This is a genomic window from Fontisphaera persica (assembly GCF_024832785.1).
Lineage (GTDB): Bacteria > Verrucomicrobiota > Verrucomicrobiia > Limisphaerales > Fontisphaeraceae > Fontisphaera > Fontisphaera persica.
The window spans coordinates 1356482-1376460 of record NZ_CP116615.1; the positions used below are offsets into that span (position 1 = coordinate 1356482).

The window sequence follows — 19979 nt, forward strand, 5'->3', positions numbered from 1 at the left end:
TGATAGTTAGTCACTCCGTCAATTATCACCATCCCGGTCAATGCACTTTGGCATGCGGAGAAAATTATGACGGCTACCCCTCCCGCGGGCGGCAAGGAATCCGTGTGGATTGAGGCGCAGGACGGACGACGCTGGTCCGTGCTGGGCTCTTGTGGCATTGGCCGCTCATTGACCAACCAGGTGGTGTTGGAGGGGGCCAAAGTTTCCCGCCGCCATGCTTTGGTGCATGTGCAGAGCAAAAACGAGCATTGGCTGGTGGACCTGGCCAGCAGCAATGGCACTTTTCTCAATGGTCAGCGCATCGCGCAACCCATGCTGTTGCGGGATGGGGATCGCATTGGCGTTGGGGAATACGAATTAATTTTTCACCAACCCACCGGGACTGCAGAGGCTGCTCAGCCACCCGCCAATGCGCCTTTCCACGCGGTACGCCTCGATGAAGGCTGGCTGTTGCTGGCCGAAGTGCTCGACGCCACTATGATCATGCAGAACCTGCCCCCCGCCCAGCAGGCCCAGGTCATGGAGCGTTGGATGGAAGAGGGACGTAACATTGTGCGCCGCCATCATGGCGTGCTCAATCAATACCTGGGAGATGGTTTCCTGGCCTTCTGGAAAGAAGACGAACAAACGACCGCCTCCGTCGCCCAATGCATCAAAGAGCTTCTAGAGTTGCAAGCCAAGGCGGAACCGCCCTTCCGGTTTGTTGTCCATCACGGCCAGGTGGCCTTTGGCATTTCCGCTGTGACAGGCGACGAAACCCTCATGGGCCAGGAAGTCAACCGGCTCTTCCGCATGGAAAAACTGGCAGGAGCCCAGGGTCAGTCCACTTTGCTCAGCACCCCGGCGCGGGAACGCCTCCAGCCTTTTATTGAAACCTTTGAGATTGGCACTTTTACCTTGCTAGGATTTCGTCAGGCGGAAACTTTTTACGCATTCTAAGCCCCTCTACCTTAACCAGTAGCCACTCAGCCTGCACGCCCTGCCTTTCACCACTCCCCTCGTGACCAGGCGAACCCAAGACGAGTCGCGGTGTCCATCAAACCGGGGCAAGCCCACGTGGCGGCAAGTCAAATGGTAAGCGAAAGCAGCCAAGTCCGTTGTAGCTGGTTTTTTATCATCATAGGGGGGTCACGCCGGCACTGACAACTTCTCCGGTTTTCTTACTTATCCTGATGCAAAGATTTCCGCCTTTTCGCCCGCCGCCCCAAACCGTATAGCAAAAGAAGCCCCATTTGACCGAGACAGGCTCGTCCCAAGACCACCCTCTTCGGGCACACTCTTGGCGGGCAATTTCGAGCGCTTGTTTCTTCGTAATCATCTCAGTTGCCTCCGCCCCATTCGTATCCAAGGTAACCAGCGACAAACAGCCCGCCTCCGACCAATCCACTTTCCAGAAGTAGTCCTCCGGGAGTGATCCCGTAAGGATTGACCAGCGGATGCCTTAGACCTTGCAGGAGACTTCCGCTCGCACGCGTTTCTGCGATGGCCTCTTCGGCGAAGCGAAGAAGTTGGGAGTTGTCGTAGGCGAATTGACCCAAGTTCTGCCGGAATGTTGCAAGTGCTCCACCCCCCTTCGGGGTAAAAAATACCTGAATGCCTTCGTGCCGTAATACATAGGCTTGTTCAGCGTGAGTCAATCCGGGTCGCAGGAAGACCTTACCCTGCGGTGTAGTGTATCCGAGTTTGGTTGTGCCGATGAGGGATGCGTCCGTCGCCGGAAGCTTCAGTGCTCTTTCTGCGGTTTCGCTAAGTTTGGCGCCATAGTTGCCAACATACTTGCACAGCTTGGCCCCGTCACCCAGGAAAGGCACCATGCCCACCGCGCTGATTCCCGCATTGCCCCATCCCCCTTCCATGGCATAAAGAAGGGCGTTCAAACCGTCGGCCAACGGGGTCGGCTCAATGACCCCTATCGCATCCAAGCCGGTGTGCCACCGCTCCTTGATTTCCTGCCATACCTCCCGGTCGAACACATACGTGGGCTCGCCCCAACCAAGGTGCACACGGCCAATCTTGATGCCCCAAAGCCCGTGCGGGTCCACGAAGTGGACCGGTTGGTTGTTCACCAGCCCATACAAGTTCAGTCCACCTCCTTCTCCAATTGGGTCGCGGCTGAGCCACCTGCCAGTGTGGGGATGGTAGTAACGGTGGCCGTAGTAATAGAGGCCCGTCTCGTCATCGCAATGTTTCGTCGAAAACCGGAACGGATTCACTAACGCCACCGGACCAGTGGCCCCATCCCAGGCTTTGAGTGAACTGTTCCCCTCGGCGGGACGCCGAAGGGACATCCCGCTACAACGGGACGTGTGCTCCCCGTGACCAACAACGTGCGCCAACCCCGTTTGCAAACCCCTCGAGGCCGACCCCGTCTCCTCCCGCGGCACATGCGCCCAAGTAGCGCCAGCAAATCCCAACAGGAAAAGCAGCGCTATCCCCAACCAAGGCTTTAGGCTCGCCCGAAGCAGACCATGTGGCTTTGACGATACGCCGCGGTGCATCACTTGATGCCATATCATGCACCGCCTCCGAATGTCCAGCCAGTGGAATCTAACTTTCCGTCCGACTCGGAAGAAGGTTTAGGCCTTTTTACGGTAGGCCTCAGGGATGAAGGCGGGGCACTTCTTTTCCACAAACAATGGTTTGAGGCGGGCAAAACGCGGCAAGCCATTTTCCAAGGGAACTCTAACCCATTCCTCGCCAATCAAAGGACGGGCATAAGCAAGGAAGTCGTCGGTGACATCAATTTTATTGGCAGCAATCCAATTTTTCGGAAAGAACCGTTCGCTGTTGGCCATCAGTTCCAAGGGCACTTTGTCGTATCGGACTTTGTAAACCGGCCCCGGCTCCCGCAGGATGGTGGCCATGTAACCGTTGCCGTCGCGCATGGCGATTTCAGCGGCTTTGCGGCCGGATTCGTATGCCTCTTTGAGGTCCACCGTGGAGGCCAGGACAATGGAATGGCGTTGGTCGGTGCCCGGCACCTGCCCGCGGGCCTTGCCCGTGGCGGCCAGCCCCTTGTGATTCAAGTAGGAGACAACAACTTGCTGGACAGTTTGGTCGCTGGCGCCGAAGTGGGTGTGGCCAAAGGCATCTTTTTGTGCGCCAATGTCTCCCACATCCAAACCTTCGCTGACCACGACGATGCAGCGGCCCGTTTTCTTGAGCTGATCGTTTACGTTGTCGGCCAGTTGCTCCAAGGTCAAGCCGGCCTCCGTCATGTAAATCTGCAGGGGAAGTTCCCGCTGGGGGTCTGCAAGGCGCGCGGCCGCCGGGATGAAGCCAATTTTGCGGCCCATGGCCTGTAGCACAAGCACGGGGTCGGCCGGGCAGGAGCCTGCGTTTTCTTCATTGGCGGCCAGGATGTTGCAGGCCCAATACCTGGCGGTGGAACCGTAACCCGGGGTGTGGTCCACCAACTTGAATTCGGCATCGCCTACATCGTTGTCTATGGTTTTGGGCACGCCTGTGGCGATCAAGTCCAAGCCGCGTTCAGCGGCAAGTTTGCTAATTTTATTGGCGGTATCCATCGAGTCATTCCCGCCGATGTAGAAGAAGTAACCGATGCGGTGCGCCTTGAAGACCTCAATCACGCGCTCGAAATCTTCCCGTTGCTTTTCCTTAAGTTTGTAGCGGCAGGTGCCGATGGCGCCTGCGGCTGGGGTGGTCTCCAAGAGCGCAATTTCTTTGGGGTCCTGGGCGCTAAGGTCTAAAAGTTCCTCTTTTAATGCGCCTTCGATGCCGTGCCAGCCACCATAGACACGGCCGAAGGTTTCAGGATGTTCGTGGCAAAAATCAATAACTCCACGCAGGGAATTGTTGATGACGGCCGAAGGGCCGCCGGACTGGGCGATAAAAACGTTGGGCTTAGCGCTCATAGTTCAATTTCTAATCGTTGGTGGGCGACAGCTTAAAGGAGCTAAGGCCCATGTCAACGCCAGCATGGGCGGCGAAGAAAAGACGGGCCAGACATTTGCACTCTACAGACGCACTTGGACGAGAATCCCCGGCCCTAACCTATGGGGTTGGGGTATAATGCCAAAGCGAGCGCCAGTACTGCTGCTCCAAGGCGAAGAAATTCACTGGTTGCCCCGGGCTGTAATTCTCGGGAAGCATGCCAAAGCGTTTCATTTCCCGAATGAATTGACGGTTGGGCTGGAAGCCGGGAGTGCCGTAACGCGGCTCGGCTTCCAAAATGTTTTTGGCGTCCCGGATGGCTAACAGCAGTTTGCGATAATCCGGATCCTGGGTGCTTTGGAAAACATCCCCACACCAGCCCCATCCGCCCGCCGATTTGGATAATGGAGCCAACAGCACCTTGGAAAGCTCGGGGCGCGAAAGGTTCAAGAGAATATCTGGCCCATAGCGGGCATAGGGGTCCCGGTCCGTGAGCAGGCGTTCATATTGTGCTGTGGGCCGATGGGCCTGTGCCCGGCGCTTATCTATGTCGTAATGGGTGGGATTAATGGGCAAGCCATTGGGCTGACCGTTATGGCAACCTCCGCAGCGGGAATGCTGAATGGGAGCGAGTGCGCTCAAGGCCACTCCTGCCGCACGACCGGCCAGTTGCTGCTGTTTTTCATTGCGCAAGGCTGCATAAGAGCCGGCATAAGGCGCGGCACTTTCAATCCACAGCCAGAGCATGCGCCACTCGCGTTCGGTATAGCGCGCCCCGTAATGCGAACCATCGCCCAGTTTAAGCAGGCGGCTGGCGGAGCTGCCCAAGGAGCGGGGGGGCTGATTTCCCAGGCCGTTGCGTCCATCAGCCACCAGTTTGTGCATGATTATGGTGAAATAACTGTGCGAGAAGTGGGGTCCCAGATCACCCGTTAAAATGATCTTGCCTTCTGGTTTTTGGGGGTTGTGGCAAGGCACGCAGGCACGGTCAAGCACGGGCTGCACGTCCCGGTGCAGATCAATCACGTCCGGGTACCCGGCAAATGGCTCAATGGTGCTTGGCGCCCGGCGTAAGGCTTGCAGGGCCGGCCCGGGCCGAGATTCGCGCGGCGTTTGAGCGCGAGGTTCATGACAACCAGCGCAGCTCATGGTTTCTCCTGGCATCAAGCTGGTGAAACTTTGCATACGTTTCACCGAAAGGTCGTGTTCATCCAGCGCCACAAAGAATATCTGGCGGTTGGCGGGCATCTCAAAATACGCCGAGCCGTCCGGCTCCACCGGCACGGTGCCAAGCACACGCTCCAGCGTAAAGGTGCCCAGAAATGAGGTAAGGTCCGGTCCGCCGCTGAAATTGACGGGCTTGGGAAGGGATTCCAACAGCAAAAGCTTTTTGATTTCGCCGCGCTTCACGCCGGTGAGGTTTCGGCTTTGATAAACATCAGCCAGGATCATGCGGCCGGTGTGGGAGGCAGGCACCGTGCGATGGGGAATCACCGGTTCCCGCGGCCTGGCCAGAATCGGCCTGGGCTCGTGCAAGGGTTCATTGGCCGAATGCGTGAAAATGGTTTCGACGGCCCCTGAGCCATCAAGGAGCACAATCTTGTTGTCCTGCGCGGCGATGACACAGTTTTCGGCAAAGGGGAATGGGTCACGAATATGTTTCCCTTTGTGCAGCGGCACCGCTGCTGCCTTGCTGTCTGGGCCAAGTTGCGGCGAAACCAGTGTAGCGATGCCGGCGTGCTCATTCACCCCATGACCGGGCGAGAAACAGGCCACCACCTTGTCTGAACCGGGCACGGGCTTGGCGTCAATCATGACGATCCACGAGTGCATGTTGCCGTAATACACCATGGCGCCGGTGCCATCGGGATTCATGACCCAGAGGTGGTGGTACTCCACCTGGCTGCGGTCCACGTATTCCCAGCGGGTATATAAAATGCGTCCATCGGGCATAACCCAGGGGGTGTTGTCATGCTCGGTATTGGCGCTGACCTGGGTGATGCGCTGACCATTGGCATCGCAGCGGAACATGATGCCCACCTGGGTCATCCAACAATTGACCCAGCGTTTGCCCCGCGTGGAAACAAACAGAATATCTCCGTCCGGCAAATACGTGGCCTCATAATCATCGTAGGGGCCATGCGTAATTTGCCGCAGTCCGCTGCCGTCGGTGTTAATCTCGTAAAGGTGATAATAATCCGTGCCGCTGGGCCGATAAGAAAACAGGATTTTTTTGCCGTCATAATGCACTTGCGGGTCGCGCACCGAACCCCCCTGGGCATCTAACAACACCGTTACCTGACCTGTGCGAAGATTCCATTTGCAAAGCTTGCCAATATCGGGCGCGCCGTTGCCGGCGTAGGCCTTCTTGTTTTCATCGTCGCAATAATAACCGATGTTGGCATACCAATGGGAATCGTCATAGCGGGCACGGGTAACGTAGATTATTTCTTCCACTACCCGCATGGGGCCTGCCTGAGCCTTGGTCAAAAGATTGGCCGCTGGCTTGCCGGCAGCGGCCGGCGTGGCCGCTGGAGCAGACCACAACCCTTGGGCACAAACCACCCCACACGCTGCCGCAACGGCAAGCCATCTGGCTTTCATACCATTAAGCGTACTTTTCCAATAGACGCTGGGCAAGTTATCAATCTTCACTTGATTCAAGAATTAAGACCGCCTGAAGATTACTGACCACCCACCTGGCGGTGATAAGAGCGTTTGGGCACCGCCCGGGCTGGTTGCCGACCTAAGCAAATGCCGGGAGAATATAAATCTAATGGTTGATGATTCGGTGGCACTTTATATCTTGGGCCACGTGATTTTCAGAAACGAAAACTGGGTATCGGGAATGCTATTGCAGCGCTTCTGCAAGATAATCCTGATTGCAACATGCATGGCGGGGTTTTATTCGCCCCAGGCGTTTGCCGCCACGTTTGCGAAATCTCCCCCGCAGACGCAGGGACAAGGGGCCAATGGAATACGGAAAGAAACGGTGCGCGCGGTGGACGCAACCAAGTATCGGGACCCGCTGAAACAGCCATTTCATGAGCGAAGCATTTGGAATATGCCCATCGGCCGGGAAGCCGTTTATGTGCCTGCCAATATTCAAAAAGCCACCGCCGCCGGCATGACCATTGATGAGGATTTGATTGTGCTAACTCCTCAGGCGCCTTTGTTGGAAATATATCGCAACAATGCCGGCTGGAATCGGCAGCGGAGCCGCTGCACCATTGACGGCGAATTGTTATTCAAAGCACCCATCCCGGATACCTTTATCGTTAGTCCAGACACTTGGGACGGCGCTACGCCAAACTCTGGCTTGGCGGTATTGATGCCGGACGGGCGCACGCTCAAACAAACCCAGCCATTTGCCCGGTGTGAGGTGAAATATGGCACAAGCCGGTACGTTTTTGGAGATGAGGACCTTTACGGCATGGGCTACTACGGGGCACATGGCGGTTCAGGGCTTTCGTGCATTGGCGGCACCTTGCGCGTGGGCGAGCTGGTGCCGGGGGCCGGTCCGATACGCCACGCACTCAAAGTCAACCTCTATGCGGCCCGTAACTTGTATTACGACGAGGAGACACGCGGTTTTCGCTGGCCGGCCCGAAAAGCGGATGGCTATGCCGCCAATAATTATGGCACCAAAGGCACACCGCCCAAGGCCTGCCGCATGGGGGCTTTGCTTGCGCTGCCTCCGCACTTGACGGATGAGGCTCTGGGACTGGAAACAGAACCGGCACGGCGACTGGCCCAGGCACTGCGGGACTATGGCGCTTACATCGTGGACGATACGGCCTGGGATGTTTACGCTTTGGTCACGGAATGGGGGCCAGCCGGGCGGGTCAAGGATGAATTCAAAAAAGCTTGGGGATTCGAGATAAACCCCGCCCATCGGAATAACCCATGGTCACGGGATATGGACCGTCTGTTTACGAATTTGCACGTCGTGGACAACAATGGCCCGGACCGCATCGGCGGCGGCGGCGAGCCGCGAGTGCCCTTGGCGCCGCCCCTGGCCCCACCCGGCCAGCGCCAACAAGATTACCGCTGATTTTGGGCTGCTTCGTCGGCGATGATTTCAACGGCCTCCCGCACCACATTTTCATGGCCCGAGTAATTAATGCGCAAACATTGATGGCGATGCGTCCAATTCTCTTCGAGGCCATAGAAAAAATATTCACCCGGCACCGTTAAAACCTTGCGCTCCTTGAGGCGCTGGCAGAACTCACGGCTCGAAATTTTTAATTCAGGCAGCCAAAGCCAATGAAAAAAAGCGCCTTCATCCGCGTGCATCGCCCAAGGGACCCGTGCACGCTCAAAAGCGGCGTGCAACCATTCGCGGGCTTTCAATCGCCGGGCATTGTAGAACGGCTGCAACCAGCGAGGCCCAATCTCCAAAATGCTGCCATCTTCAATCCAAGGAAGGACCATTTGCTGTCCCAACGTAGGATTGGCCAGCCCGGCCACGGCCGTCAAGGAAGCCACGGCTGCGGTCACCTCGGCGGGGCCTACCACGATTCCCGTGCGCGTGCCTGGCAGGCCAATCTTGGAAAGGCTGAAAAGGAGGATGAAATGCGGGGCATATACGGGTTGGATGGAAGTATAAACAATGGCGGGGAATGGCACACCGTAGGCCTGGTCCAGTATGATGGGGATGCCAAATTGGGAGGCCAAGCCGGATAACGCCCGGATTTCGTCATCAGCCAGGACGTTTCCGGAGGGATTGGTGGGCCGAGAAATCAGCATGGCGGCAATGTCGCCCTGGCGCAGGCGCTCCTCCACCACGGCTAAGTCTATGTGATATTTGAAGAGATGACGATTGGGACCCTCTATCCATTCCAGCTTGGGGCGGCAGGCAACAAAAATATCCGGCTCCAACCCCTGGTCCGCATACCCAAGATACTCAGGACAAAGGGGAAGCAGGATTTTTCTTTGTTTTCCCGCCCTGTCCTGTCCGGCAAAAAGATTGATAAGGAAAAAGGTGGCACATTGGCTGCCCGGGGTGATGGCCACATGCTCCGGCTGCACCGGCCAACCATAAGTACGGCGCAGCAGGGCGGCAAAAGCCTCAATGAATCGGGGATGTCCACGAGGGGGATCGTAATTACCCAGCATGGCGGCCACCGTTTCCGGTTCTTCAAGCATTTGTTTGAGCCGCTGCCGGGCAGCTTGAGTAAATTCGGGCACCATGGCCGGATTCCCGCCGCCCAACATGCGCATGTCTGGATCCACGGTTAGCGCGTGCCCCAAGTCTTCCATTAACTCCCAGATGCCGGTGGCTTGAGATAACTTGGCCCCTACGCGGGTAATCACGTCAGGATTGAGCATAGAGTCACGGGAATTGCACTTCGAGGATAGCGGGACCCTGGACCTGCAATGCCATCCATCCTTGCGCATGGCCCACCTCGTGCGGCGGCTGCAACGGCAAATCCCGGCCGTTGAGTTTCAATCGGGGCGTGGCAGACAGGCCGCTCAGCAGCACAAAATAAGGCTGGGAGGGCCAGCCCATGACTTGGAAACGGGCGGACTGCGCGTTTTCCTGCTGGATGCGAATGTGGCCGGGAGCATGCACGTTGAAACCCGCGCGGCGGAAACGCTTAAAATCCCATAATGGAACTTGTGTGAAATAGTTGACGGCGTTGGCCCCCACCGTGCCGGGGTTGATCGCGGGGCCGTCAGCTTGTTGCTCGCGAAGAAGGAAATAGTCGGGCAGCAATCCCACGCGGTTGGTGTCCTCAGCCTTCCAGGTATGTTGGAGACCGGCCACGGTAATGCCGTCAGCCACCGTACGCCAGATGCCCCGAGGATCGGCCTCGGCCAGCCGATACAGAGAATCAGCGTACACCAAACCACACCATTGAACGGGTTGCCCAAACCAGACGGGGGCTTTCCAGGTGGTGGCTCCCAGCACGGCAATGGTGCTGTACAAACCCACTTTGCCTTGCGTTGGATTGACCAGATAAACAAACGGAATGCCCGTCCATGCCCAATACCGCGCCTGTTCCAAAAAGGCGGAGTCCCCGCTTAATTCGTAGCCAAGCACATATGCCTTAACCAGATGGGCTGAGGCTAAAATATCCGGTGTGTGCAAAGGAATTTCCCATGTCTGCGCCCCGCGGGGCACGCCGTGATTATAGCGCTTCTGCGCGCGCAAGGCAGTCAAGGCGCGTGCCGTCAACTCGCGATCGCCACAAAAGGCGGCGGCTTGCAGGGCTTCGGCCAGCGGTTGAAAAGTCAGACCATTGGCGTGATTCGTCCAGTAAGTGCGTGCGTAATCCGGCCCGCCAGGTGTCGGACGGTAAAACACAAGATAATCATCTCCCAGGCGCTTAAGTTGACTGGCGGCGTATTCGCGCGCGGTGTTGATATTGTCGCTCACCTGACCAAATACCAGGGGCACGGCCGGACCGCGCACATGGCTTATGGCGGAATGGAAATAATTCCGTGAGGGCACCAAGGCAAGGGCCTCAGCGGCTGCCTGACGCAGTTCCTGGGCAAACGGAGATTCACGCCGGGCCAGCCAAGTCATGTAAAGCGCCGCATCAGCCGCAGGTTGCGCATTGAACCCGGGCCAGACGGCGTGACGGTAGCGGTTGCCCTCGCGGACTTTCGAGCGTAACCAGCCCCGGGCCGCCAGTTCTTCGTAGGCCGGCAAATCCATGTAATTTTTGGCGTAAGCCGGCAGGCCATGCAAAGCCACGTATTGTTGGACGGCGGGAATGACCGTGCTGCCCTCCCCCCCCATCAAACGCAGCCGGCATTCAACCTTTTCCCCGCCTCGTAAAAGCCGAGGAAAATGAGGCACCAAACTGCCCTCTGGACGGTTAGCACCGTCCGATTCAGGCCAAATCACCCCCATGACGTGGCCCCTGCTGCCATAGAGCCGGTCGGGCGAATCGAACACGGCACTAAAGCCAAGATGGTTGTCATAAGCCAGGGCGACATAATGTCCACGTTCCTGCACCACCATGAGCGGAAAGGTTATCTTATGGTTGGCTGGAACCTGTCGGCGAGACTCAGGACCAATGATATCCGCCTCCGAGCTGCTAGGCTCGTTTTCCAGATATTCCAGCCCGGCAAAAAGCGCCTGGTTTTTATTGGTGCCGAAGGTCCCTTCCCCGGCGGCAAGCAAAAACATTGGCACATATAAAACCTCGGTATCTTGGGAGGTTTCCAACACAGTTCTGACCTCCACGACATTGGCCGAGCCAGCGCGAAACTCCTGTGCATACCGCCATTCAGCACCCCGGACATCTTTCCAGACGGCCTCCAACTGATAAATTGAAGGTGTCATCCGCACCACAGGAAGTGGAATATCCATCCAATGTTGCTTCATTTCATGCGCATAAGAAATCTGAAGACGCGGATGCGCATAAGCCATGGCGTGGCCATTCACGCGCATTTCAACGCCCCATCGAGAATCCGGGGCATCCCAGCACTCCACCAGGCCGGACTTCACCACTCGCCGACGGCCGGGGGCAGGCGGCTGCCATGGGACTGGCGGTGGGGTAAACTCCGCCCGTGGTTCAAATTGAATAAATGCCAGGACAGCTTCGCCGGAATTACCGGGCGGGTCCAGTCTAAAACGGTATTGTGGCCCTAATGCGGGCAACGGCAGCCGAATTTCTGCCCATTGATCTTGGGGCACAATAAACCGCCGCGACTGATCTTCCGTGGCATGACGATCGAAAAAGAATAATTGGGCCATCCCACCCGACGATGATTTGAGACGGATTTTCACCCAAAGCAACTGGTTAGCAGGAAAATCGCGAGCTGGACTGTGGATATAAGGATCATGGCCAGCAATCACCATCCGCAATCCTTCAGCAACTGGCTCGAAGTGGCTGAGGTGGTGGGGGCCATGCCATTGCCGGGCTTCTTCCGGGCGGGTCAAATCAAAGGAAGGCAAGGTGGAGGCGCTGTGAAGCCCGCACACGCTTACCCCAAAAGCTAAAACCAATATGCTCCAGGCAAACTTTCTATACATGCCCAGGAGATTTAGATTCTTTTGCGAAATTGGGCGAGAAAATAAGGCAGTTGAATACCCCTGTAACAAGGCACACAAATACCCCTCAGTGCGGTTGCAAGCTGGACTGCTTTATGAGAGGGGCTGGCAAGGCAACCTTTGATGACTCAGCGATGAACGTAAGTAATTTTGACCCCACAGCATTGTTCTTTGCGACTGCCATTCTGCTTAAGCCACTTCGGGTCTTTGGGGCCTTGGTAGGTCACTTGCAAATGGTTGCTGCCCAGCCACTGCAAATCGAAATTACCGTAACCGCTCCACAGTTTGTCACCTAGAATGAAGTGTCTTTGGTTGAAAGGCTCTTCTTGGCGTCGCACATTAACGTTGGAGTAGAAATAGCCAGCGGCACCGCCCCCTGCGCACTCAAAAGCCGTAGCCACATAACGTCCGCCAGGGCTGAACTTTTCCTGCAAAACCGTTACACGGTCGGTTTTTCGCCACTGCTCGCCACAGGCAATGGCTAGAATAATCAGGCCTAAGAAAATTACGCCCCATCCCAACGCAGGCCAGTGAAAGGAATTGGCTTTTTTCATTTTGGGGTACAATAGTAAAAATAATCTAATGGCTGGAATTGGCAAACGTTTTATCACAAGATTTTTATCGAGATTTTCCGCGGTTTTCGTCTAGGATGCAGCCCATGAAAATACCCTCTCAATTGTGGCTGCTCCTTTTGGCGATACTCCCTGGCCAGATGCTTCACGGTGCCACGACCTCCCCTGCCCTGCCTTCTTCGGCTTCCGTGAAGAAATTGTTTGGCCAACCTCCGCGCGAATATGCCAGCGCTCCGCTGTGGGTTTGGAATGATAATCTAACAGAGGCGCAGATTCGCGAAACGATGCGGGACCTGGCAGGCCAGAATGTGCGCCAGGTGTTTGTGCATCCCCGGCCGGGCTTGATGACCCCTTATCTGTCCCCAGCATGGTTTCGCTTGTGGAAAATCGCCCTGCAGGAAGCCAGACGATTGGACATGAATGTCTGGATTTATGACGAAAACTCCTATCCCAGTGGCTTTGCCGGCGGCTGGGTACCCGAGCTGATGCCGGAATCCCGGGGCCGAGGTCTTGCGTTCAAGGAGGAGAATACGCCACCCCGCTGGGGTGATAACACACTTGCCATTTTCCTGATGGAGGGTGACAAGGCTACGGATGTCAGCAGCCGCGCCTTGCGTGGCGAGCCGCTGCCGCCGGGAAAATATCTGGTGGCCACCATGCAGCGCGCCAGGAACTCACCGTGGCACGGCGACCGTTGTTACGTGGATTTGCTGTACCCCGGCGTCACCGAAAAGTTCCTCGAAGTCACCCTGGAGGCTTATCGCCGTGAATTGGGCCATGAGTTTGGCAAGCGCATTCCCGGAAGCTTCACCGATGAACCTGAACTGACCCCCGCCGGGGGGCTGCCTTGGACGGAAGATTTGCCCAAGCAATTCCAGCAGCGGTGGGGCTACAGCCTGCTGGCCAACCTTGCTTCTTTGCACTCGCCGGTGGGAGATTGGCAGCGAGTGCGCCACAATTATTACCAGACATTGCTGGACCTGTTCATCGAGCGCTGGGCCAAACCTTATTATGAGTATTGTGAGAAGCATGGTTTGGAATTCACTGGCCATTATTGGGAACATGAATGGCCCAATGCGCGCATGGTGCCCGACAACATGGCCATGGCGGCCTGGCAGCAGCGCCCCGGCATTGACATCCTGATGAATCAATATGCCGAAAACACCCACGCGCAATTTGGCAACGTCCGCTCCTGCCGCGAAATCTCCAGCCTGGCCAACCAACTGGGACGTGCCCGCACGCTGGTGGAGCTTTACGGTGCCGCCGGCTGGGAACTGAGGTTTGAGGACATGAAGCGCATTGCCGACTGGCTGCAAGTGCTCGGGGTCAACACCATGGATGAACACTTGTCCTATATCACCATCCGAGGCGCTCGCAAACGCGACCACCCACAGTCTTTCAGTTATCATGAGCCTTGGTGGTCAGATTACCATGTGCACGCCACCTACATGACCCGGCTATCTTGCGCCCTGTCCCAAGGGCGTCAGATTAATCGCATTTTGGTGCTCGAACCGACCACCACCGCCTGGATGTGGCAGGGCACGCCGCAACTAAGCGAACTGGGCAGCAGCTTTTTCAATTTGTTAATGGCGTTGGAGCGCGCCCAGGTGGAATATGACCTGGGATGCGAAGATGTATTACGCAACCATGGCAGGGCGGAAAACGGGCAGCTCGTTGTGGGGCAGGCTCGTTATGACCGCGTGGTGTTGCCGCGATTCACGGAAAACTTGAACCGTGCCACGGTTCAGTTGCTTGGACAATACACCTCCCAAGGAGGTGTGCTCTATCAACTCGGCGAACCTCCCTCACGTGTGGATGGGCAGGTCTCAGGAGGCGGCGTGCAAGCGTTGCGGGGACCGGGAGTGAAAAAGGTAACCGCGGAAGAGGTGCCGGGGTTGTTGCGCGATTTTATGGCGCAGAAAGGATTTATCATCCATCGCGCCCCCAATGATGCAGGAATCCTCTTCCATCACCGGCGGCAGCTTGCCGATGGTGAGCTGCTGCTGTTGGTCAACACCAGTGCCGAGTCTGGCAGCAGTGGGGTCATCCAAAGCGACACAGCCCAAGGGGTGGAGGCGTGGAACTTGTTCACTGGCGCGGTTGAATCTTACCCCTGCGAACGTGAAGCCCAAGGAATTCGCATCCGCTATTCACTTCCGCCAGTGGGCAGCCTCCTGCTTTACTTGAGTCCGCAACCTTTGCCATCTCCCGCTCCTGGTGCGGCAACTCCGGCACGTGTCGCCGCGGCCGGACCAGTTGATGTTCAGCGTCTGGAGCTGAACGTGCTGACGCTGGATTATGTGGACATATCGGCCGGCGGGGAAACGCGCTCCAATGTCTATTATTACGCGGCCAACCAGTTCGCCTATCAAAAAAATGGCATGCCTCGCAATCCTTGGGACAGTGCGGTGCAATTCAAGGATGAACTGATACGAAAAACTTTTCCTCCTGAAAGCGGTTTTAGCGTAACCTACCGTTTCTTCATTACTGGCGCTGTGCCCGCGGAATTGAATTTTGTACTGGAACGGCCGGACCTCTACACCATCACGTGCAATGGACGGCCCCTGACGCCGCAAAAAGGACGCTGGTGGATGGACAAATCCTTTGGCGTTTTGGACCTGCGCCGCGTCGCTCAATTGGGGGAAAATGTGGTGACCTGCACGGCGCGCCCGTTCCGCATCGAACATGAAATTGAACCGGCCTATGTGCTGGGGGCCTTCACGTTACGGCCGGCCAGCCGCGGTTTTATCATCGCTCCAGACGAGCCCATTGTCATCAAGCCAGCCGGTGCCGAACCGGTGCATGGCATCAACCCCGACACCACGATGTGGCTCAGCGGCGGCGTTAAATTTTCACCCAACGTCAATGACCGGCAGCCTTGGGTGGTGTTTGATTTGGGCGAGGCCAAATCGCTGGCTGAAATCAAAATCTGGAATTATTGCGAAGGACACGTCCGGGATTTAACCGGCCGTGGCGCCCGCGAAATACGGCTGAGCGCTGGTTTAACCTCCGCTCAAGATACGCCGCTGGATTGGGGCCGGCACACCCTGGCGCAGGCGCAAGGCGCAGCACGCCCGCAAAAAATCCAACTGCCCAACCAGCCCGTTCGATATCTTAAAATTGAAATACTCTCCAATCATCACGGAGTTTCCTACCCCTGCGGGGATGATGTGCCAGACCACGGCTTCGTGGGATTGGCGGAGGTGCGGTTTATAGATAAAGCGGGTCAAGCGGTTAAAAGCGTCCGTGTCGCCGCCCAAAGCAGTGAATTACCTGCCCACCAACGGTTGGCCCGCTATCTGGTGGACGGTTCAAGTTTGCAAGGGGCAAAGCCCGGCTGGAATGAACAGGGGCATCCCTTTTATGCGGGCGGGGTGGCCTATCGCCAGACCTTTGAGCTTTCCCAAACATCTGGGCGTTACCTGGTACGCCTGCCCGATTGGTTGGGCAGCGTGGCTCGCGTGAAGGTCAACGGAAAATTTGCCGGCCACATTTACACACCCCCTTATGAGTGTGAGGTCACCCGCCAGCTCAAGGCAGGGCGCAACGTCATTGAGGTGACGGTGGTGGGCACGCTGAAAAACACCTTGGGGCCCCATCACGCTGGCTCCGGTCTGGGCAGTGCCTGGCCTGGCATGTTCCAGCGCGGTCCTGCGCAGGGTCCGCCTCCGGGCAATCAATACTTTACGGTGGGTTATGGTTTATTTGCGCCCTTTGAATTGGAGCAAAGAAAACCCTGAACCCTACCAGCAAGGAGATTGCCCTCTGGAAGCAGTTCACGGCTGGATTCCTACCGCCTCCCTTCCTGGTGTCCTCCAGGATGGTCGGATGGTCGGCCCCATCGCCCAGGGAGCCTTTTTGAAGCTCGAAGCAAGGGGTGTTTTTCTCCCAAGCTTGTAATATCTGTGGGGTATCTTGTGTTTTTGTCTGGCCTGAAATGGATAAACTTTGGATAACACGGCGAGCTTATGAAGCAACTTGCCTTGCGTTTTTTCCTGCTGGCAGCATGGCCCTGCCTTGCCGGTTCAATGTCCCTGCCCCTCATGGCTGCAACCTCCACGCCTCTTTCTTACCCGTCCACCCGCAAGCTTGATCATTGGGATGATTACCATGGCCAGCGCATTGCTGATCCCTACCGATGGCTGGAGGATGCCGATTCCCCGGAAACCAAGGCGTGGATTGAGGCGCAAAATCGCGTCACTTTTGCTTTGCTGGAGTCCATTCCGGAACGGGCTGCCATTCGGCAACGCCTTACTGAGCTTTGGAATTACGAGCGCTACGGAGTGCCGGCCCGGCAGGGTGAAAGGTACTTCTTCAGCAAAAACGACGGATTGCAAAATCAATCGGTGCTTTATACCGCCGCCACATTGGAGGCGCCCCCGCGGGTGTTGCTGGACCCCAACCGTCTTTCTGCCGACGGCACGGTGGCCCTTGCTGGCTCCGCTGTGAGCGAAGACGGGCGGTGGCTTGCGTATGGCTTGTCGGGCGCAGGCTCTGACTGGCAAACGTGGAAAGTGCGCAATGTGCAAACCGGCGAAGACCTGCCTGATGAATTGAAATGGATTAAGTTCTCAGGCGCCGCCTGGACGCATGACCACCAAGGTTTCTTCTACAGCCGTTATGATGAACCTAAACCCGGCGCTCAATATCAGGCGGTCAATCGCTTCCCGAAAGTTTATTACCATCGCCTGGGCACCCCGCAAACCGAGGATCGCCTCATTTATCATCGGCCAGACCAGCCCAATTGGGGCTTTTACAGTACGGTGACAGAAGACGGCCGCTATTTGATTCTCACCGTAACCCGCGGCACGGATACCAGGAATGGAGTTTTTTACCTGGATTTGCAGGCTTCCGACGGCCAAGTGGTGGAGCTGTTGAATGAATTTGATGCGGATTATTCATTTATTGGCAACGAGGGGCCGGTGTTTTGGTTTCGCACTGACTGGCAGGCGCCGCGTGGCCGGGTCATCGCCATAGATACCCGCCAACCCCAGCGTGCGGCTTGGCGGGAAATTATTCCGCAAACCAAGGACACCCTGCGCGGCGTTTCGGTGGTGGGCGAGCGGTTCATGGCCCATTATTTGCGCGACGCCCACTCGGCGGTGCGCATCCATCATTTGAATGGGCGGTTGGATCGTGAACTCAAACTGCCGGGACTGGGCAGTGTTTCGGGCTTTGGCGGCAAGCGCACGGACCGCGAGACCTTCTTTGCCTTCACCAGTTACACCACGCCGGGCACGATATACCGGCTGGATTTTTCGACGATGAAGACGACGGTCTGGCGCGCGCCTCAGGTCAAGTTTAACCCCAATGATTATCTTACGCGCCAGGTCTTTTATCGCAGCAAAGATGGGACACGAGTCCCCATGTTCATTACTCATCGCAAAGGATTGCGGCGGGATGGGCAGCGGCCGGTGTACTTGTACGGTTACGGGGGCTTCAACATCAGCCTGACCCCTTCGTTCTCGGTGGCCAGTCTGGTATGGATGGAAATGGGAGGCGTGTTGGCCATTCCCAATTTGCGCGGGGGCGGTGAATATGGCGAAGAATGGCATCGGGCCGGCATGAAGAACCTCAAACAAAATGTTTTTGATGATTTTATTGCCGCGGCCGAGTGGCTTGTCCAAAACCGATATACCCGGCCTGACAAACTGGCCATTGGCGGTGGCAGCAACGGCGGTCTCCTGGTGGGGGCGTGCATGACGCAGCGCCCGGAGCTTTTTGGAGCGGCGCTGCCTGCCGTGGGAGTGATGGACATGCTGCGCTTCCACAAATTCACCATAGGTTGGGCCTGGACGGCTGAATATGGCAATCCAGACCTACCCGAGGATTTTCGGTATTTGCTGGCCTATTCTCCGCTGCACCAACTCAAGCCAGGCATTCGCTATCCGGCCACCTTGATCACCACCGCCGATCATGATGACCGGGTTGTGCCGGCGCACAGCTTCAAGTTTGCCGCTCGTCTGCAGGAATGCCAGGCTGGGCCGGCGCCGGTTTTAATCCGTATTGAAACCCGCGCAGGTCACGGAGCCGGCAAGCCCACCTCCAAAATGATTGAAGAAGCGGTAGACCGGTGGGCCTTTCTGGTTCGCGCGCTGGATTTGCGCCCGCGCCTTCCCTAAGTTGATTTCTTTTGCCATGTCTGTGCCGCGTTATCCTTCCAAACCGGTGGAAACCACGGGAATCCCGCCTGGCATTCCGTACATCATCGGCAATGAAGCCGCCGAGCGTTTCAGTTTTTACGGCATGCGCACCATCCTGGTGGTGTTCATGACCCAATATCTGATGAACGCCCAGGGCCAGCTCGCGCCCATGCCGGAGGCTGAAGCGCGGGCCTGGTTTCACACTTTTGTGTCTGCGGTTTATTTCCTGCCAATCCTGGGAGCCATCCTCTCGGACGCATTACTGGGCAAGTATCGTACCATTTTCTACCTTTCGATTGTCTATTGCTTTGGCCATCTGGCCCTCGCCATTGATGACACCCGGATCGGACTGGCCATTGGATTGACCTTGATTGCGGTTGGCTCCGGCGGCATCAAACCGTGTGTTTCCGCCAATGTAGGCGATCAATTTGGGCGAGCCAATCAACACCTTCTTCCGCGTGTTTTTGGCTGGTTTTATTTCTCCATCAATTTTGGCTCCTTTTTCTCAACGCTCCTCACCCCCTGGCTGCTGAAACACCATGGGCCGGCGTGGGCGTTTGGAGTGCCCGGTATTTTCATGTTTCTGGCCACCCTAATCTTCTGGATGGGGCGCAACAAGTTTGTGCGAGTCCCGCCCGCAGGGATGCAATTTGTCAAAGACTTGTTCAGCCTGAACAATTTGAAGATTATCGGGCGGCTGGTGCCCATTTATTTGTGCGTTGCGATGTTTTGGGCCTTGTGGGACCAAACCAGCTCGGCCTGGGTGTTGCAGGCGGAAAAAATGGACCGCCAAATTTTTGGACGGGAAATCTTGTCCTCGCAAGTCCAGGCCATCAATCCGCTGCTCATCCTGATCCTGATACCGTTCTGTTCCTATATCTTGTATCCCCTCATTGACCGGGTGTGGAAGCTCACCCCGCTGCGCAAGATCGGCCTGGGCTTTTTCCTCACCGTCCCCTCCTTTGTACTAACCGCGTGGGTCGAATCTCAGATTCAGGCAGGCCATCATCCCCATATTTCCTGGCAGTTCCTGGCCTTTGTGATTATCAGTCTGGCAGAGGTCATGGTAAGCATCACGTGCCTGGAATTTTCCTATACCCAGGCGCCGGTGACCTTGAAATCACTGGTGATGTCGGTGTATCTGCTTTCGATCTCCCTGGGGAATGCCTTTACCGCCGCCATCAATCACCTGATTCAGAATCCTGACGGTTCCAGCAAACTGGACGGCACGGATTACTACTTGTTTTTCACCGCGCTGATGGCCATCACCTCATTGGTTTATGTCTTTATTGCCGGCTGGTACAAAGAGCAGCCGGTGCACCTTGCCACGGAGGCCACCGAAAAATAAAAATCCGGGAAGTT

The 19979-nt window shown here is 56.6% G+C and carries 11 protein-coding genes; 5 read left to right on the forward strand and 6 right to left on the reverse strand.

Going from position 1 to position 19979, the window contains the following annotated elements:
* Window positions 1–66: 66 nt before the first annotated feature.
* Window positions 67–939, forward strand: coding sequence for an FHA domain-containing protein (locus tag NXS98_RS04720; RefSeq protein ID WP_283847323.1), 873 nt, complete (start codon window positions 67–69; stop codon window positions 937–939).
* Window positions 940–1319: 380 nt separating this feature from the next.
* Here the strand turns inward: NXS98_RS04720 and NXS98_RS04725 are convergent, their stop codons facing one another.
* The 3 genes from NXS98_RS04725 to NXS98_RS04735 all read right to left on the reverse strand — a co-directional run bounded on the left by NXS98_RS04725 (window position 1320) and on the right by NXS98_RS04735 (window position 6498).
* Complete coding sequence (locus NXS98_RS04725; protein WP_343214132.1) at window positions 1320–2516, reverse strand: RHS repeat-associated core domain-containing protein; 1197 nt, start codon at window positions 2514–2516, stop codon at window positions 1320–1322.
* Window positions 2517–2576: 60 nt separating this feature from the next.
* Complete coding sequence (locus NXS98_RS04730; RefSeq protein WP_283847325.1) at window positions 2577–3875, reverse strand: diphosphate--fructose-6-phosphate 1-phosphotransferase; 1299 nt, start codon at window positions 3873–3875, stop codon at window positions 2577–2579.
* A gap of 139 nt (window positions 3876–4014) precedes the next feature.
* On the reverse strand, window positions 4015–6498 hold the full coding sequence (locus tag NXS98_RS04735) for an HzsA-related protein (RefSeq protein ID WP_283847326.1): 2484 nt from the start codon (window positions 6496–6498) through the stop codon (window positions 4015–4017).
* A gap of 289 nt (window positions 6499–6787) precedes the next feature.
* On the opposite strand from NXS98_RS04735, the gene NXS98_RS04740 reads away from it, so the two are divergent.
* Window positions 6788–7948, forward strand: a complete 1161-nt coding sequence (locus NXS98_RS04740; protein WP_283847327.1) for a hypothetical protein — start codon at window positions 6788–6790, stop codon at window positions 7946–7948.
* Here the strand turns inward: NXS98_RS04740 and NXS98_RS04745 are convergent.
* The 3 genes from NXS98_RS04745 to NXS98_RS04755 all read right to left on the reverse strand — a co-directional run bounded on the left by NXS98_RS04745 (window position 7939) and on the right by NXS98_RS04755 (window position 12513).
* A complete protein-coding gene (locus NXS98_RS04745) occupies window positions 7939–9225 on the reverse strand; it encodes a valine--pyruvate transaminase (RefSeq protein WP_283847328.1) in 1287 nt (428 codons plus the stop codon). The genes NXS98_RS04740 and NXS98_RS04745 overlap by 10 nt on opposite strands.
* Before the next feature lie 4 nt (window positions 9226–9229).
* Window positions 9230–11884 (reverse strand): hypothetical protein, encoded by a 2655-nt coding sequence (locus NXS98_RS04750; protein WP_283847329.1) that lies wholly within the window; start codon window positions 11882–11884, stop codon window positions 9230–9232.
* A gap of 146 nt (window positions 11885–12030) precedes the next feature.
* Window positions 12031–12513 (reverse strand): hypothetical protein, encoded by a 483-nt coding sequence (locus NXS98_RS04755; protein ID WP_283847330.1) that lies wholly within the window; start codon window positions 12511–12513, stop codon window positions 12031–12033.
* Window positions 12514–12560: 47 nt separating this feature from the next.
* On the opposite strand from NXS98_RS04755, the gene NXS98_RS04760 reads away from it, so the two are divergent.
* The 3 genes from NXS98_RS04760 (at window position 12561) to NXS98_RS04770 (ending at window position 19965) form a co-directional block, all read left to right on the forward strand.
* A complete protein-coding gene (locus NXS98_RS04760) occupies window positions 12561–16214 on the forward strand; it encodes a glycosyl hydrolase (protein WP_283847331.1) in 3654 nt (1217 codons plus the stop codon).
* 303 nt (window positions 16215–16517) lie between these two features.
* Window positions 16518–18596, forward strand: coding sequence for a prolyl oligopeptidase family serine peptidase (locus tag NXS98_RS04765; protein ID WP_283848121.1), 2079 nt, complete (start codon window positions 16518–16520; stop codon window positions 18594–18596).
* 16 nt (window positions 18597–18612) lie between these two features.
* A complete protein-coding gene (locus NXS98_RS04770; protein ID WP_283847332.1) occupies window positions 18613–19965 on the forward strand; it encodes a POT family MFS transporter in 1353 nt (450 codons plus the stop codon).
* The last annotated feature ends 14 nt before the right edge of the window (window positions 19966–19979 follow it).

Excerpts from the sequence above, each read along its gene's own strand:
- NXS98_RS04760 (WP_283847331.1), top strand. The coding sequence starts at position 12,561 with ATGAAAATACCCTCTCAATTGTGGCTGCTCCTTTTGGCGATACTCCCT.
- NXS98_RS04745 (WP_283847328.1), bottom strand. The coding sequence starts at position 9,225 with ATGCTCAATCCTGACGTGATTACCCGCGTAGGGGCCAAGTTATCTCAA.
- NXS98_RS04730 (WP_283847325.1), bottom strand. The coding sequence starts at position 3,875 with ATGAGCGCTAAGCCCAACGTTTTTATCGCCCAGTCCGGCGGCCCTTCG.
- NXS98_RS04735 (WP_283847326.1), bottom strand. The coding sequence starts at position 6,498 with ATGAAAGCCAGATGGCTTGCCGTTGCGGCAGCGTGTGGGGTGGTTTGT.
- NXS98_RS04765 (WP_283848121.1), top strand. The coding sequence starts at position 16,518 with ATGGCTGCAACCTCCACGCCTCTTTCTTACCCGTCCACCCGCAAGCTT.
- NXS98_RS04720 (WP_283847323.1), top strand. The coding sequence starts at position 67 with ATGACGGCTACCCCTCCCGCGGGCGGCAAGGAATCCGTGTGGATTGAG.
- NXS98_RS04750 (WP_283847329.1), bottom strand. The coding sequence starts at position 11,884 with ATGTATAGAAAGTTTGCCTGGAGCATATTGGTTTTAGCTTTTGGGGTA.
- NXS98_RS04740 (WP_283847327.1), top strand. The coding sequence starts at position 6,788 with ATGGCGGGGTTTTATTCGCCCCAGGCGTTTGCCGCCACGTTTGCGAAA.
- NXS98_RS04725 (WP_343214132.1), bottom strand. The coding sequence starts at position 2,516 with ATGATATGGCATCAAGTGATGCACCGCGGCGTATCGTCAAAGCCACAT.
- NXS98_RS04770 (WP_283847332.1), top strand. The coding sequence starts at position 18,613 with ATGTCTGTGCCGCGTTATCCTTCCAAACCGGTGGAAACCACGGGAATC.